Origin of the sequence: Nocardioides sp. (assembly GCF_035576065.1) — a bacterium.
Taxonomy (GTDB): domain Bacteria; phylum Actinomycetota; class Actinomycetes; order Propionibacteriales; family Nocardioidaceae; genus Nocardioides.
In genome coordinates this window covers 1-15933 of record NZ_DATLWX010000031.1, presented here as the reverse complement: position 1 = coordinate 15933, position 15933 = coordinate 1, and the positions used below count along the sequence as shown (strand labels likewise).

Annotated in this window: 16 protein-coding genes; 10 read left to right on the top strand and 6 right to left on the bottom strand. The window is 68.8% G+C overall.

What is annotated here, in order from left to right:
• Positions 1-2 precede the first annotated feature (2 nt).
• Complete coding sequence (locus VNJ48_RS14895; RefSeq protein ID WP_325603673.1) at positions 3-824, top strand: ECF transporter S component; 822 nt, start codon at positions 3-5, stop codon at positions 822-824.
• A 3-nt stretch (positions 825-827) separates the two neighbouring features.
• Here VNJ48_RS14895 and VNJ48_RS14890 read toward each other — a convergent pair whose 3' ends face one another.
• Genes VNJ48_RS14890 through VNJ48_RS14875 form a run of 4 tightly spaced genes read right to left on the bottom strand, consistent with a single transcriptional unit; the run spans position 828 to position 4299 of the window.
• Positions 828-1937 carry a PQQ-dependent sugar dehydrogenase gene (locus VNJ48_RS14890; protein WP_325603455.1) on the bottom strand — a complete coding sequence of 370 codons (1110 nt, stop codon included), beginning with the start codon at positions 1935-1937 and terminating at the stop codon, positions 828-830.
• A complete protein-coding gene (locus VNJ48_RS14885) occupies positions 1934-2854 on the bottom strand; it encodes an alpha/beta hydrolase (protein ID WP_325603453.1) in 921 nt (306 codons plus the stop codon). Before VNJ48_RS14885 ends, VNJ48_RS14890 begins: the two co-directional genes overlap by 4 nt.
• Positions 2855-2868: 14 nt before the next feature.
• A complete protein-coding gene (locus VNJ48_RS14880) occupies positions 2869-3714 on the bottom strand; it encodes an EamA family transporter (RefSeq protein WP_325603451.1) in 846 nt (281 codons plus the stop codon).
• Positions 3715-3738: 24 nt separating this feature from the next.
• Complete coding sequence (locus VNJ48_RS14875) at positions 3739-4299, bottom strand: PadR family transcriptional regulator (protein ID WP_325603449.1); 561 nt, start codon at positions 4297-4299, stop codon at positions 3739-3741.
• A gap of 65 nt (positions 4300-4364) precedes the next feature.
• On the opposite strand from VNJ48_RS14875, the gene VNJ48_RS14870 reads away from it, so the two are divergent.
• The 4 genes from VNJ48_RS14870 to kynU all read left to right on the top strand — a co-directional run bounded on the left by VNJ48_RS14870 (position 4365) and on the right by kynU (position 9553).
• Complete coding sequence (locus VNJ48_RS14870; protein WP_325603447.1) at positions 4365-5474, top strand: exo-alpha-sialidase; 1110 nt, start codon at positions 4365-4367, stop codon at positions 5472-5474.
• A 212-nt stretch (positions 5475-5686) separates the two neighbouring features.
• Positions 5687-6382, top strand: coding sequence for a helix-turn-helix transcriptional regulator (locus VNJ48_RS14865; protein ID WP_325603445.1), 696 nt, complete (start codon positions 5687-5689; stop codon positions 6380-6382).
• A 77-nt stretch (positions 6383-6459) separates the two neighbouring features.
• Positions 6460-8145, top strand: coding sequence for a dihydroxy-acid dehydratase (gene ilvD / locus VNJ48_RS14860; RefSeq protein WP_325603443.1), 1686 nt, complete (start codon positions 6460-6462; stop codon positions 8143-8145).
• Between the two features lie 175 nt (positions 8146-8320).
• Entirely contained in the window at positions 8321-9553 is a 1233-nt protein-coding gene (gene kynU / locus VNJ48_RS14855) for a kynureninase (protein WP_325603441.1), read from the top strand.
• Here the strand turns inward: kynU and VNJ48_RS14850 are convergent.
• Entirely contained in the window at positions 9540-9992 is a 453-nt protein-coding gene (locus VNJ48_RS14850) for a DUF6973 domain-containing protein (RefSeq protein ID WP_325603439.1), read from the bottom strand. The genes kynU and VNJ48_RS14850 overlap by 14 nt on opposite strands.
• A 24-nt stretch (positions 9993-10016) precedes the next feature.
• On the opposite strand from VNJ48_RS14850, the gene VNJ48_RS14845 reads away from it, so the two are divergent.
• The 5 genes from VNJ48_RS14845 (at position 10017) to ilvC (ending at position 15030) form a co-directional block, all read left to right on the top strand.
• On the top strand, positions 10017-10715 hold the full coding sequence (locus VNJ48_RS14845) for a GNAT family protein (protein ID WP_325603437.1): 699 nt from the start codon (positions 10017-10019) through the stop codon (positions 10713-10715).
• 55 nt (positions 10716-10770) lie between these two features.
• Positions 10771-11433, top strand: a complete 663-nt coding sequence (locus VNJ48_RS14840; RefSeq protein ID WP_325603435.1) for a 4a-hydroxytetrahydrobiopterin dehydratase — start codon at positions 10771-10773, stop codon at positions 11431-11433.
• Between the two features lie 233 nt (positions 11434-11666).
• A complete protein-coding gene (locus tag VNJ48_RS14835; protein WP_325603433.1) occupies positions 11667-13433 on the top strand; it encodes an acetolactate synthase large subunit in 1767 nt (588 codons plus the stop codon).
• Positions 13433-13966, top strand: a complete 534-nt coding sequence (ilvN, locus tag VNJ48_RS14830; RefSeq protein ID WP_325603432.1) for an acetolactate synthase small subunit — start codon at positions 13433-13435, stop codon at positions 13964-13966. The genes VNJ48_RS14835 and ilvN overlap by 1 nt, the downstream gene beginning before the upstream one ends.
• Positions 13967-14004: 38 nt before the next feature.
• Positions 14005-15030, top strand: coding sequence for a ketol-acid reductoisomerase (ilvC, locus tag VNJ48_RS14825; RefSeq protein ID WP_325603431.1), 1026 nt, complete (start codon positions 14005-14007; stop codon positions 15028-15030).
• A 99-nt stretch (positions 15031-15129) separates the two neighbouring features.
• On the opposite strand, the gene VNJ48_RS14820 is transcribed toward ilvC, so the two are convergent.
• Positions 15130-15933 (bottom strand): ABC transporter permease (locus tag VNJ48_RS14820; RefSeq protein WP_325603429.1); only part of this gene is annotated, 804 nt, incomplete at its 5' end.

The window sequence follows — 15933 nt, the reverse complement described above, 5'->3', positions numbered from 1 at the left end:
CCATGGACCGTGCCCTCGACCGGGCTCGACCCGAGAGTGCCGCGCTGCCGATCGGCGCGCGGTCGGCGATGGTGCTCGGGCTCGCGTCGCTCGCGGGGCTGATGATGCTGGGCTGGCCGCTGCTGCTCGACGTGCCCGAGTCGGCGCGCGTGGACCCTCCGTTCGTCTTCCTGGCGCTGCTCCCGCTGGTGATCGTGGTGGTGCTGGTGGAGTTCAGCGAGGGCGGGATGGATGCCCGGGTGCTGGCGATCCTCGGGGTGCTGTCGGCGGTCAACGCGATCCTGCGCGGGCTCGGCGCGGGGACGGCCGGGATCGAGCTGGTCTTCTTCCTGCTCATCCTGGCGGGCCGGGTGTTCGGCCCGGGGTTCGGATTCGTCCTGGGTTGCACGTCGCTGTTCGCCTCCGCGCTGATGACCGGCGGCGTCGGGCCGTGGCTGCCCTTCCAGATGCTCGTCTCGGCGTGGATCGGGATGGGGGCGGGGTTCCTGCCGCGACGGCTCACCGGCCGCGCCGAGGTGGCGGCCCTGGTCGTCTACGGGATCCTGGCGTCGTACGCCTTCGGCATCTTGATGAACCTCTCGAGCTGGCCGTTCTACCTCGGGATCGCAGTCCCAGGGCACGAGGGCTCGCTGTCGTACGTCGCAGGTGCACCGCTCATGGAGAACCTGCACCGGTTCGGGATCTTCACGCTGCTCACCTCGACCGGGAGCTGGGACACCGGGCGCGCCATCACCACCGCAGTGGCGTTGATCGTGCTCGGCCCCGCGATCCTGACCACGTTGCGACGGGCCTCTCGACGCTCGGTGATCCGGCGGGTGGGCTAGCAGTCAGTCGCCGAGGGAGACCAGCAGGATCCGGTCGTCGTCCTCGGCCGGGTCGCCGCGACCGTCCCGGTTGGACGTCGCGACCCACAGGTCACCATCGGGTGTGGTGACGACCGTGCGGATGCGGCCGTACTCACCGGCCAGGAGGCCGACGGGCTCACCCGGGCGCTCGCCCGTCAGCGGGATCTGCCACAGTCGCGCACCCCGTAGCGCCGCCATCCACAGCGTGCCGTCGGCGAACGCCAAGCCGGAGGGGGAGGCGTCCTCGGTGGACCAGGTGAGCAGCGGGTCGACGTAGTCCGGCTCTCCGCCGGTGCCCTCGATCAGCGGCCAGCCGTAGTTGCCACCCGGGGTCACCAGGTTAAGCTCGTCGAAGGTCGAGTCGCCGAACTCGCTGGCCCACAGCTTCCCGGCGTCGTCGAAGGCGAGGCCCTGCACGTTGCGGTGGCCGAGCGACCACACGGGGGAGTCCGGCTCAGGGTTGCCGGGTGCCGGGTCGCCCTCGGTGGTGATCCGCAGGATCTTGCCCGCGAGCGAGCGGAAGTCCTGGGCCTGGCTCGGGTCACCGGTCTCGCCGGTGGAGACGTAGAGGAACCCGTCGGGCCCGAACTCCAGCCGTCCGCCGTCGTGGATCACGCCCTTGGGGATCCCGGTCAGGATCGGGGTCGGTTCACCGAGCTCGTCTCCGTCCAGCGTCACCTTGAAGACGGTGTTGTCGTCGTCGGTCGTCGCGTAGAAGAAGAGGGTGTTGTCTGCTGCGAAGTCCGGCGACACCGCAACACCCAGCAGCCCGGCCTCGACCTCGGGGACCGCTTCCTCGATCTCGCCGAGCTCGATGATCTCGGCGGCCTGGGGCGCCTCTCCCTCGCTCGTCGGGATGAGGCGCAGCACCCGGCGGGAGTCGCGCTCGGTGACGATGGCCGACCCGTCGGGCAGGAAGGCGATGCCCCAGGGCACCGCGAGCCCGCTGGCCACGGTGGCGGTGACGGTGGGGACGCCGGGGGACCTGGACGTGGCATCTGCGTCGTCCGGTGGATCAGCAGCCTCGGCGCACGCCGTCAGCACTCCGGTGAGGAGCACGGCCGCCGCCAGGCTCGCTCCCCGACGCGTCATCCGGCGACCTGCTCGAGGAACTCCCGGAGGAGTCGGTGCACGGCGTCGGGCTGCTCCATCTGCGCGAAGTGGGTGGCCTTGAGCTCCACGAAGGTGGCGTCGTCCATCTTGGAGGCCGCGGTCTCCATGTGCTTCGTCCCGGTGAGCAGGTCGTAGGCGCCGGCGACGAAGAACGCAGGCACGCCGATCCCGCTCAGGGAGACCCGAGCGTGCTGCGAGGTCGCGAGGGCCATGTGGGAATACCACTCCACCGGAGTGGAGAAGAACTCCTTGACCGCTCGCGCCGCGAGCTCCGGGTCGGCCACGGGCAGCATGAAACCCGAGTGGCTGACGACGCCGATCATGAGGGGCCCGATGGGCAGGCGGGTCGTGAACGGGGTCAGGGCCCAGCCGACGAGCTTCGTGGTCCGCGCCGCGTTGACCAGCGCGAGCCGTGCCGCCCAGCGGGGGACGTGCAGCGGGCCGAGCATCGTGGCGAACGTGTCACCCGGCACCCCGCAGACGGCAAAGAGGCCGGTGACCCGCTCCGGGTGTCGGGCCGCGAGCTCGAACATCGTGTTCACGCCCATCGACCAGCCCATCAGGACAGCCTTGTCGATCCCGAAGTGGTCCATGACGGAGAGCGCGTCGTCGACGAAGTCGCTGATGTTGACCCGGCTGGGGTCCGTGGGGCGGTCGGAGCCGCCGACACCGCGATGGTTCCAGGACACGACGCGTACGCCGCAGTCGGGCTCGAGCAGCGCGGGCCACGCCCACGCGTTGGTGCCCAGACCGTTGCACAGCACGACGGTCGGGCCCGTGATCCGGCCGCCGGGGTCGTTCGTCCAGGCACGGATCCGGGTCCCGTCGTCGGACAGGACGTCCTCGAACCCGATGACGTCGTCGACGGTGACCGCGTCCGTGCTCGTCTTCTCCATGCCCAGATTGTGCCTCAGTCCGGGGCAGGCTCCGTGTGCACGGGACGGCTGCGCGTGGCGCCCACGCTGGCGAGCACGACGCAGGCGACCGCCAACCACTGCAGCGGCGTGAGCAGCTCGTTCAGCACCACGATGGCGGCCAGTGCGGCGGCCGCCGGCTCGAGACTCATGAGGACGCTGAAGACGCTCGGGGAGAGCGTGCGCAGGGCGACCAGCTCACAGCTGTAGGGGATGACCGAGCTCAGCACACCGACGAGGGCGCCGATCAGCAGCACGCGGGGGTCGAGGAGCGCCGTACCCCCGGACACCATGGCGGGGCCGGTCACCAGCAGGGTGGCCACGGCACTGGCGATCGCGAGCCCGTCGAAGCCGGGCCAGCGCTGACCTGTCCGGGCGCTCAGCAGGATGTAGGAGGCCCAGGCGGCGCCGGCGAGCAGGGCGAACGCGATGCCGGGTGCGTTGAGGTTGGCGGGCTCGAACCCCAGCAGCACGACACCGAGAGCTGCCAGTCCCACCCAGACCAGGTCCTTGGCCTTGCGGGAGCCCAGCACCGCCAGGGTCAGCGGCCCGATGAACTCGATCGTGACGGCGATCCCGAGCGGGATGCGGGCGAACGACTGGTAGATCGACCAGTTCATCAGGCCGAGGCTGATGCCGAAGCCGACGACGACCAGCCAGTCGGTCCGGCTCCGACCACGCCAGGACGGGCGGGCCACGGCCAGCAGGACCAGGGTGCTGGTCGCGAGGCGCAGGAACACCATCGAGGTGGGGGAGATGGTGCCGAAGAGGTCCTTTGCGATCGCTGCGCCGGCCTGGACGGAGACGATGCCGATCACGACCAGCCAGATCGCTCGGCTCATCAGTGCCTCCTCCGGCCCGCTGCGCTACTCGTCCTGGTTGATGCGTCGGATGAGATCTTCGACGATGAGCCGTTCGTGCGCGAAATACTCGAGTCCCCAGTCCGCGACGAGGCTCGGGTGTCGGAATGTCTCCCCGGGCGCATCGGCCCCTCGCAGACTCTCCCGCACCTCCACGAGGGCCTCCCGCTCCTTGTCCAGCGCCTCGAGGTGGTCGTGCAGCATGGCGATCGTGGCGCTCGGCTCCACCAGGTGGCCGAGGAGCAGTCGAAGCGCGATCGGGTGCTTCAGCACCGAGAATCCCGGTTCGCTCTCCCGCATCCAGGCCTCGAGCGCGCTACGACCAGCGCTGGTGATGCTGTAGGTCGTCCCTCGGTCGTCGTCACTGGGACTCACCAGCCCTCGCTCGGCGAGCCGGCTCAGCTCCTTGTAGACCTGGCTCATGGCCGGCGACACCCAGTAGAAGCGCAGGGTCGCGTCCGCACGCCGCTTCAGCTCGTAGCCCGTGAGCTTCTGGGGTCGGTCGCCCTCACCGAAGGTGAAGAGGCCCAGCAGCGCGAAGGACGTGACAGGAAGGTCTTGACCCATGATGGGAGAAGACTAGTGTTCCACTTAGGAATAGACGAGCGCGTGCTCGTCGCGAAGGAGAACTCATGTCGCGCACGATGCTGATGGTCGGGACCCGCAAGGGCTTGTGGGTGGGGACATCGGACGAGTCCCGCACGACGTGGGACTGGACCCCGCCGTACTTCCCGATGGATGAGGTCTATTCCGTCCTGCTCGATCGCCGCGGAGCGTCTCCCCGGCTGCTTGCGGGCTGCTCCTCGAGCTGGTTCGGTCCGCAGGTACGCCGCAGTGACGACCTCGGGCAGACGTGGAAGGAGACCCCGAACGGCGCCGTTCGCTTCCCCGAGGACGCGCAACTGCCCGACGGTTCGCCCGCCACGTTGGCCCGGGTGTGGCAGCTGACCCCCGGTGTCGAGGACGGCGTGGTCTGGGCCGGGACCGAGCCCGGAGCGATCTTCCGCTCCGACGATGGCGGCGAGACCTTCTCGCTGGTCCGCGGCCTCTGGGACCACCCGCACCGCGAGGAGTGGAATGAGGGCTTCGGCGGGCAGGCGTTCCACACCATCCTGCCCCACCCGAAGGATGCCACCTCGGTGCTGGCCGCGTTGTCCACCGGCGGGGTCTATCGCACGTCTGACGGCGGGTCGTCCTGGTCCCCGGCCAACGAGGGGATCAAGGCGGAGTTCTACCCGGGAGAGCGCAACTACCCCGAGTTCGGTCAGTGTGTGCACAAGGTGGCCCGTGACCCGATGGACCCCGAGCGGCTCTTCCTCCAGAACCACGGGGGCGTCTACCGCTCCGATGACGGTGGCTCGTCCTGGCAGGACATCGCACCGGGCCTGCCCTCGGAGTTCGGCTTCGCCATGGTCACCCATCCGCACAAGTCGAACACGGCCTACACGTTCCCGATCGCCGATGCTGGTGCGCGCTGGCCGGTCGACGGCAAGGCACGCGTGTGCCGGACCACGGATGGTGGTTCCTCCTGGGAACAGCTCGGCGAGGATTCGTTGCCCGACGCCTTCTACGCGGCGGTGATGCGCGACGCCATGTGCACCGACGACCACGAGCCCGCAGGCCTCTACTTCGGTGGCCGAAACGGCACGGTGTGGTGCTCTCCGGACGCTGGGGCCACCTGGGCAGAGATCCAGACGAACCTCCCCGACGTGCTGGTCGTCCGAGCCGCCTCCATCGACTGAGCACGGTCGTCCGCGCCTCGCCCGGTCCGGGCCCGACATCCCCGTTCGGGCCGGCGGTCCCGCGCACCTGCCCCCTCTTTACCCCGTCGCTTGGACCTGAGTCCTCCGGCGACTCAGGTCCAAGCGACGGCTGTCGGTGCTTCCTGTTCTGATGGTCCCGAGGCCAGGGACCGGCGGGCGCAGCAGCAGACCAGGAGCAGTTGGGGGAGCACATGGTGGAGATCAGCGCGGACGTCGCGATTCACTGCGAGCCGCTTGCGGGGGCGGCGGCCGGAGCGACAGCAGGGGCAACGACCGGAGCGACGGCAGAGCACGACGAGCTCGCCGGTTTGATCCGGCGGGCACGCCGCCGGGCGAAGCTGTCGCAACGAGAACTGGCGCATGATCTGGGCGTCTCGCAGTCCGCCGTGGCGAAGTGGGAGACGGGGCGCACGGAGCCGTCAGCGCGGATGCTGACCCGCATCCTTGGGCTGGCGGGGCTGCACCTCGTCGCGGTCGCGGACGACGGCAAACGCGTACGCCCCATGAACTCGGTCGCCGCCAGGGACGCAGCCCATCGTCGATATCCGGCACACACCTTCGTCTGGAGTGAAGGCTGGTGGGCGCCGGAGGGTGCCGAAACAAGCGCCTGGCTCGGGGAGATCCTGTGCAGATCGGCCGATCTGGCGCTGCCGAGAGTCCGTTACAGCAGGTCGTGGCAGCCCGCTCGTCCACCGACCGTCGCCGACCTGTTGGACCATCCCACCTGGGCCGAGCTCGTGGCCGAGGCCAGAGAGGGATGGCAGCCCCGCAGGCACAAATCGCTCCTCATCCCTGACTGGGCTCTGCAGGACACCAAGAAATCTCGCAACCGGCGTCCAGGTGACCACCGGCGAGTTGCCCGGAGCGACAACTGGCCCGACAGCTAGGGCGACGACGGGGCGACGACGGGGCGACGGCTGAGACGGGGCCGGGGGCTCGCCGCGCACGCAAGTAGCCTTGCGCCATGAGTCCCGACGCCGGCCAGCCCGACATCAAGCCTCGCTCACGAGACGTCACTGACGGTCTGGAGAAGGCGGCGGCCCGCGGGATGCTCCGCGCGGTCGGCATGGGTGATGACGACTGGGAGAAGCCCCAGATCGGCGTGGCCAGCAGCTGGAACGAGATCACCCCCTGCAACCTCTCCCTCGACCGGCTGGCCAAGGCAGTGAAGAACGGCGTCCACGCCGCGGGGGGCTATCCCCTCGAGTTCGGGACGATCTCGGTCTCCGACGGGATCTCGATGGGCCACGAGGGCATGCACTTCTCCCTGGTCTCGCGTGAGGTCATCGCCGACTCGGTGGAGACCGTGATGATGGCTGAGCGGCTCGACGGCAGCGTCCTGCTTGCGGGCTGTGACAAGAGCCTCCCGGGCATGCTGATGGCGGCAGCACGTCTCGACCTGGCGAGCGTCTTCCTCTACGGCGGGTCGACGATGCCGGGACAGGTCGACGGCAACGACGTCACGATCATCGACGCCTTCGAGGCCATCGGTGCGTGCCTGGCCGGCAAGATCACCGAGGCGGACGTGGAGAAGGTCGAGCGGGCTATCTGCCCCGGCGAGGGTGCCTGCGGTGGCATGTACACCGCCAACACGATGGCCAGCGTCGCCGAGGCTCTGGGCATGAGCCTCCCCGGCAGCGCTGCGCCGCCCGCCGTCGACCGCCGTCGCGACGGGTTCGCACACCGGTCGGGTCAAGCAGTCGTGGAGATGCTCCGCCAGGGCATCACCGCCCGCCAGATCATGACCAAGCCCGCCTTCGAGAACGCGATCGCGATCGTGATGGCCCTCGGCGGGTCGACCAACGCGGTCCTGCACCTGCTGGCGATCGCGCGCGAGGCTGAGGTGGACCTCACCCTCGAGGACTTCAACCGGATCGGGGACAAGGTCCCGCACATCGGGGACCTCAAGCCCTTCGGCCGCTTCGTCATGAACGACGTCGACAAGATCGGCGGCATCCCGGTCGTGATGAAGGCGCTGCTCGACGCCGGTCTCATGCACGGTGACACCCTCACGGTCACGGGCAGGACGATGGCCGAGAACCTCGAGGCACTGAAACCCCAGCATGTTGACGGTGAAGTGCTGCGCGAGCTCGACAAGCCCATCCACGCCACCGGCGGCCTGACGATCCTGCACGGCTCGCTGGCCCCCGAGGGCGCGGTCGTCAAGAGCGCCGGGTTCGACGACTCGACCTTCACCGGCACGGCTCGGGTCTTCGACGGCGAACGTCTGGCCCTCGACGCCCTGGCAGCTGGCGAGATCAAGCCGCGCGACGTGGTGGTCATCCGCTACGAGGGTCCCAAGGGTGGGCCGGGCATGCGCGAGATGCTCGCGATCACTGGCGCCATCAAGGGAGCAGGCCTGGGCAAGGACGTCCTGCTCATCACCGATGGTCGCTTCAGCGGTGGTACGACAGGGCTGTGCGTGGGCCACATCGCCCCCGAGGCGGTCGACGGGGGACCGATCGCCTTCGTGCGCGACGGCGACCAGATCACCCTCGACGTCGCCGGCCGCAGCCTCGACGTACAGATCGAGGATCTCGAGGACCGCAAGGTCGGCTGGGAGCCGAACCCGCCCAAGTACACCCGTGGCGTCCTGGGGAAGTACGCCAAGGTCGTGCAGTCGGCGGCCCACGGCGCCGTGACCAGCTAAGGACGCCAGCTGAGGACAGCCGGGGCGGCGAAATAGGAACGACCCCTGATCGCCGGGGGGTTGACCAGGGGCCGTTGGGACCCGGCAAGCCGCGCCCTTGAGCCGATCCTACAGGGGTTGTTCACGACGGGTGCCATGCTTGGTCGGAAATGTTGCGTCGTCGGTCTGGGAGGCCATGAGCATGCAGAGCGAGATCACCACGTCGTCGTACGCTGAGGCGCAGGACGCCGCCGATCCGCTTGCGCCGCTGCGAGACGAGTTTGTCGGTGCCGAGTCCGATCTCGTCTACTTCGACGGCAACTCGCTGGGTCGCCCGTTGCGGGTGACCGGCGACAGGCTCCGGGACTTCGTGGCACAGGCGTGGGGCGGTCGGTTGATCCGCGGTTGGGACGAGGGCTGGTACGACCTGCCGTTGACCGTCGGCGACGAGATCGGTCGGATCTGCCTCGGCGCGGCCCCCGGACAGACCACGGTCGGTGACTCCACGACGGTGCTGCTCTACAAGATGGTCCGTGCTGCGGTCCAGGCACGCCCGGGGCGGGGCGAGATCGTCATCGACAGCGACAACTTCCCCACCGATCGCTACATCGTCCAGGGCATCGCCGACGAGCTCGGCCTCACCGTGAGGTGGATCGAGGTCGAACGCCACGGCGGCGTCAGCATCGCCGACGTCGAAGCCGTCGTGGGCCCGCAGACCGCCGTCGTGCTGTTGAGCCAGGTCGCCTACAGGTCCGGATACCTCGCCGACACCCCCGCGATCACCGAGGTCGTCCAGGACGCCGGCGCGGTGGTGATCTGGGACGTGTGCCACTCGGTCGGCTCGGTGCCGATCCAGCTGGACGAGTGGGGCGTGGACATCGCGATCGGCTGCACCTACAAGTACCTCAACGGCGGGCCGGGCGCACCAGCGTTCGCCTATGTCGCCGAGCGTCACCAGGCGGCCATGAGCCAGCCGATCCAGGGCTGGATGGGCCACGCCGACCCGTTCCTGATGGGACCCAGCTATGAGCCGTCGGGCGGCATGCGGCGCTTCCTGTCCGGCACGCCGGCGGTGATCGGCATGCTGGCGATGCAGGACATGCTCGAGCTCATCGACCGTGCGGGGATGGAGGCGGTCCGCGCGAAGTCCATCGCCCTCACCGCATACTCCGTGGACCTGGCGGACGCGATGCTGGCCGAACACGGAGTGGTGCTCGCCACGCCCCGAGACCCGGAGCAGCGAGGCGGTCACGTCACGCTCAACCACCCGAAGATGCGCGAGGTGGTGGCGTCGCTGTGGCTGCGCGACGTGATCCCGGACTACCGCGACCCGGGCGGGCTGAGAGTCGGTCTGAGCCCGCTCTCGACGTCGTACGCAGAGGTCCTCGCCGGGATGACGGCGATCCGGGACGCACTCAGCTCTGCTTGACCCAGATCAGCTCGCCGGCAGCCCACTTCTCCTTCGCAACGGGCACGAGCGCCTTGAGCGCGTCGGTGAGCGACCCCTGCCCGATCGAGGCGGAGTTCGCTGCGCCGTACTCGCGACCGACGGCGTTGTTGTGCAGGTCGATCCGGGTGTCGTGAGGCGTGTCTCGACCCTCCTCGTGTGCGGCGGCGACGGCTTCGGCTACGGCCGTTCCGTGTCGACCCGCGATGTAGGCCTGCCAGATGAAGTGCCGGACCGCGTTCTGCATGCCGGGTGTCCCGTCGGTCGCCGATGAGGCGATCTGCACGGCAGCCGCGGACGCTGCCATGACGTCGGTCGCGGCCGACGGGCTGGCGCCGGCATCGCGAGCAGCGTTGAACACGTTGGGCGCGCCAACGACGGCTTGCGCCGCCTTCTTGAGCGCGTCGAATGGAGAAGACATGCCGCCACCGTGTCAGATGAGTGGGTGACGCGCATCAACGAGTTCCGCCAACCCATCGGCGCCGAGGTCCCGGGGTGGTCTCCCCGTCCCTCCGTCGAGCCCGGTGCGCTCCTCGGTCGACATGTCCGCCTCGAGCGGTTGCGCCCGGATCACGCGAGCGTGCTCCACGGTCCGATGGTGCTGGAGAGCTCGCCCCGGACGTGGACCTACTACCCCTATCCCGACCTGAGCGAGCCGGCTGCCTTCGACGAGTACGTCGCCGGTCTGCTCATGCTTCCCCTCGCCTGGCCGATGGCGATCCTCTCGCCGCGGGGCGAGGGCCTCGGGGTCGCCTGCTACCTGCGGAAGGACGCCGCGAACGGATCGGTCGAGGTCGGTGGCATCGTCCTCGCCGAGACCGTCCAGCGCACGACCGCCGCCACCGAGGCGATCTACGTGATGCTGGCGCATGCCTTCGACGACCTCGGCTACCGACGTTTCGAGTGGAAGTGCGACTCGCTCAACGAGCCGTCGCGCCGGGCCGCCCGACGACTCGGCTTCGTCGAGGAGGGCACGTTCCGCAACGCGATGGTCTATCAGGGACGCAACCGGGACACGACCTGGTTCTCGATCACAGACGCCGAGTGGCCGGGCGTCTCGGCGGCTCTGACGCAGTGGCTCCGCCCCGAGAACTTCGACTCGTCGGGTGACCAGCGCCGTCGTCTCGAGAGCCTTCGCGCCTAGGCTTCCGCTGGGAGATCTGTCACAACCCGGGAGAGATCGGAGCAAAGGTGCTGCCATGACCGACAAGCTGTCCAACGCCCAGATCGAGGCTGCCGGCCTCGCGGACTGGCGCCATGTCCTCGGCACCATCAAGGCGCGCTTCAAGACGGGCGACTTCGCCACGGGGCTCGCCCTGGTCGACCGGATCGGCTCGGCAGCCGAGTGCGCCAACCACCATCCAGACATCTCCCTGACCTACCCCGAGGTCCTGGTCACGCTGAGCAGCCACGACGTGGGTGGCATCACCCAGCGCGACATCGACCTTGCCCGCACGATCAGTGGTCACGCGGCCGAGGTGGGGGCCGAGGCGGACGTCGCCGGTCTCACCCAGCTCGAGATCGGCCTCGACACCGCAGCGGGGGAGCGGCTGGCGCCGTTCTATGCCGCGCTGCTCGGAAGCGAGGTCAAGGACGGGGAGCTGGTGGATCCGAGCGGACAGGTGCCGACCCTGTGGTGGCAGGAGCCTCACGACCTGGGCCCGGCTCTGCCCGAGCCGGACGTCCCCCAGCGTTGGCACTTCGACGTGTGGGTGCCCGCGGACGAGGCCGAGCAACGGCTGCGGAGGGTGCTCGACGCCGGCGGGACGCTGCTCAGCGACGCGGCCGCGCCGGCCTACTGGGTGGTCGCGGACGCCGAGGGCAATCGCTCGTGCATCTGCACGGTGGCCGACCGCGACTGAGGCGGACGCAGCGAGGCCAGATGCTGGGATCGGCATACCAGAATGTGGGACGGCTGGGAGAGTAGGTTGACGTCGTAACACCCCGACGGCGACCGTAGGCGCATGCGCACTGACATTCTTGTACGCACGCGACGCGTGAGCTGAGGCCCTTCGCCTCGAACGCTCCCGCGTCCTCCCCTCGTTGCCCGCCGGGCCGAGGGGTTTTTTGTTGGCCACACGAGCAAGGGATGACCATGACAGAGCAGCGCGGGACCGCCGGCGCGGCCATGAGCGGCGCTCAGAGCCTGATCACGTCGCTCGAGAGCGCAGGCGTCACCGACATCTTCGGGATCCCGGGCGGCGCCATCCTGCCCGCCTACGACCCGTTGATGGACTCCGCCAAGATCCGGCACATCCTGGTCCGGCACGAGCAGGGCGCCGGACACGCGGCCCAGGGATATGCCGCGGCGACCGGCAAGGTCGGCGTCTGCATGGCCACCTCGGGACCGGGGGCCACCAACCTCGTCACGCCGCTCGCGGACGCGCACATGGACTCGGTCCCGCTCGTGGCCGTGACCGGCCAGGTGGGCGCCTCCATGATCGGCACCGACGCCTTCCAGGAAGCCGACATCCGTGGCATCACCATGCCGATCACCAAGCACAGCTTCCTGGTGACGGACCCGGCAGACATCGCGCGGACCGTCGCCGAGGCGTTCCACATCGCCTCCACGGGCCGGCCGGGCCCGGTGCTGGTCGACGTCGCCAAGTCGGCTCTCCAGGCCATGACCACGTTCGAGTGGCCCACCGAGCTGCACCTGCCGGGCTACCGTCCGGTGACACGCCCGCACAGCAAGCAGATCCGCGAGGCGGTCCGGCTCATCCTCGCCTCGCGCAAGCCGGTCCTCTACGTCGGCGGCGGCGTGATCCGGGCCCAGGCGTCGGCGGGGCTGCTCAAGCTCGCCGAGGCCACCGGCATGCCGGTCGTCACCACGCTGATGGCGCGCGGGGCGTTCCCCGACAGCCACGCCCAGCACCTCGGCATGCCCGGCATGCACGGCACTGTCGCCGCGGTCGCCGCGCTGCAGAAGAGCGACCTCATCATCAGCCTCGGGGCGCGCTTCGACGATCGGGTGACGGGGAACCTCGACTCCTTCGCACCCCATGCCAAGGTGATCCACGCCGACATCGACCCGGCAGAGATCGGCAAGAACCGCCCGGTCGACGTGCCCATCGTGGGCGACTGCGCTGAAGTCATCGCCGACCTCCTCGCCCTGCTCCAGTCCGAGGAGGACGCGGGCAACACGGGCGACTACGAGGGCTGGGTCGCCTTCCTGGCCGGGGTGAAGAAGACCTACCCGGTGGGCTACGACGCTCCCGACGACGGCTCGCTCGCGCCGCAGTACGTCATCGAGCGGCTCGGCCACATCGCCGGACCCGACTCCATCTACACCTCCGGCGTGGGCCAGCACCAGATGTGGGCCGCGCACTTCGTCAACTACGAGCGCCCCAACACGTGGATCAACTCAGGCGGTCTCGGCACCATGGGCTATGCCGTGCCGGCTGCCATGGGCGCCAAGGTCGGCATGCCCGACAGAGTCGTGTGGGCCATCGACGGCGACGGCTGCTTCCAGATGACCAACCAGGAGCTGGCCACCTGCGCGATCAACGACATCCCGATCAAGGTCGCCATCATCAACAACGAGTCGCTGGGGATGGTGCGCCAGTGGCAGACGCTGTTCTACAACTCGCGCTACTCCAACACCGACCTGCAGAGCAAGCGCATCCCCGACTTCGTCAAGCTCGCGGAGGCCTACGGGTGCGTGGGTCTCTCGTGCGAGTCGCCGGAACAGGTCGACGCGACGATCGAGAAGGCGATGGCGATCAACGACCAGCCGGTCGTGGTCGACTTCAGGGTCCACCGCGACGCGATGGTGTGGCCGATGGTGGCTGCCGGCACCAGCAACGACGAGATCAAGTACGCCCGCGACCTGGCCCCCCAATTCGATGAGGATGACCTCTGATGTCGAAGCACACCCTGTCGGTCCTGGTGGAGAACAAGCCCGGAGTCCTGGCCCGGATCGCGGGCCTCTTCAGCCGCCGCGGCTTCAACATCGAGAGCCTGGCCGTGGGTCCGACTGAGCATCCCGAGGTCTCACGGATGACGATCGTGGTCAACGTGGACGAGTCCCCGCTGGAGCAGGTCACCAAGCAGCTCAACAAGCTGATCGAGGTGATCAAGATCGTCGAGCTCGACGGGTCAGCCTCGATCAGCCGCGAGCTGATGCTGGTCAAGGTCAAGGCCGACCCGCAGACCCGTGGTGCGGTGCTCGACGCCGTACAACTCTTCCGCGCCAAGGTCGTCGACGTCTCGCCCGACGCCGTGACGATCCAGGCGACCGGCAACGCCGACAAGCTGGGCGACTTCCTCCGCGTGCTCGAGCCCTTCGGGATCCGTGAGCTCGTGCAGTCCGGCATGGTGGCGATCGGTCGGGGCTCGCGCTCCATCAGCGAGCGCACCCTGCGACCTGTCCCGGTCGCCGTCCCAGCACCCTGATCCAAGAACTGCACACCCCAACCGAAGGAGAGCCCCCAGTGGCTGAGATGTTCTACGACGATGACGCCGACCTGAGCCTGATCCAGGGCAAGAACGTCGCCGTCATCGGCTACGGCAGCCAGGGCCACGCCCACGCGCTCAACCTGCGTGACTCCGGGGTCGACGTCCGCGTCGGCCTGCCTGAGGGCTCGAAGAGCCGGGCCAAGGCCGAGGACCAGGGCCTCCGGGTCCTGACGCCCGCCGAAGCGGTGCAGGAGGCGGATGTGGTCGTCATCCTGGCGCCCGACCAGGTGCAACGCCACCTCTACAAGGAGTCGATCGAGGAGCACCTCACTGAGGGCGACACCTTGGTCTTCGGCCACGGCTTCAACATCCGCTTCGGCTACATCGAGCCCCCGGCCGGTGTCGACGTGATCCTCGTCGCCCCGAAGGCCCCGGGTCACACCGTGCGACGCGAATACGTCGCCGGCCGCGGCATCCCCGACATCATCGCGGTGGAGCAGGACGCCTCCGGCACCGCGTGGGACCTCGCCAAGTCCTACGCGAAGGGGATCGGTGGCACCCGCGCCGGCGTCATCAAGACCACCTTCACCGAGGAGACGGAGACCGACCTGTTCGGCGAGCAGGCCGTCCTCTGCGGCGGGGTCTCGCACCTCGTCCAGGCGGGCTTCGAGACGCTGACCGAAGCCGGCTACCAGCCCGAGATCGCCTACTTCGAAGTGCTGCACGAGCTCAAGCTGATCGTCGACCTCATGTTCGAGGGCGGCATCGCCAAGCAGCGTTGGTCGGTCTCGGACACGGCGGAGTACGGCGACTACGTCTCTGGTCCCCGCGTCATCACCCCCGACGTGAAGGCCAGCATGAAGTCGATCCTCGACGACATCCAGAACGGCGCCTTCGCCCAGCGCTTCATCGACGACCAGGACAACGGCGGCAAGGAGTTCCTGGAGCTGCGGGAGAAGGAAGCGGCCCACTCGATCGAGCAGACCGGCAAGACGTTGCGCTCGCACTTCGCCTGGAAGCAGGAGGACTCGGACTACACCGAGGGAACCGCTGCGCGCTGAGCTGGTCATCTGTCACGCAAGCTGGCGGCGGACGACACGTCATCCCACGGGATGAGTGTCGTCCGCCGCCAGTTGTGGTGCCGGGGAGCGCCCGAGCCGCTACTTGACCTCGGAGCGGCGCAGGAAGAGCAGGCCGATCGCGAGGGGGAGGACGATCCAGATGGCGGTGGTGGAGGCGAGCATCGCCCACTCCTCGCCGGTGTTGGTGAGGCCTTCGAACAGCCCGACCTGGGTGTAGTTCCAGTCGATCCAGGGCTGCAGGTCCTCGAACCACGAGCGCACCTGGGCCAGCAGGACGAGGATGCCCGGCAGGACCAGTGAGACGACGAAGTAGCCGACGATGGCTGCCGCGGAGTTGCGCAGCACGACACCGAGGGTGAAGCCGATGGCCATGCCGACCAGGTTGCCCAACAGGATCTGCGAGGCGTGCACGAGCGAGACGTCCCAGACGGTGTCGACACCGACGATCGCCGAGCCGGCGAGGTTGCCGGCGGCTCCGATCGCGAAGGCGACGGCCATGGAGGCGACACCCACCAGGAAGGTCGCGATGGCCTTGGCCCCGATCACCCGCCCCCTGCTCGGCACGAGGGTGAAGGTCGTGAGCCCGCTGCGCTGGCTCCACTCGCTGGTGACGCCGAGGATGGCGATCATCGGCAGGATCACCGACATCGGGAAACCGATCGCGGCGGAGAAGTTGTTGTAGTTGATGGCGCTGTCGGGGGCGAAGATGATGACCGACCCGGTCGCGATGACCGAGAGGACGCCGATGCTGATGAGCATCCAGAAGCCCGAGCGGGTGTTGAACATCTTGCGGAGCTCGATCTTGACGAGCCGGGTGGTCGGGATGGGACGGGCGGTCCGGCGGACCTGTGGGTTCTGAGTAGTGGAGGCCGGCGGGACGAT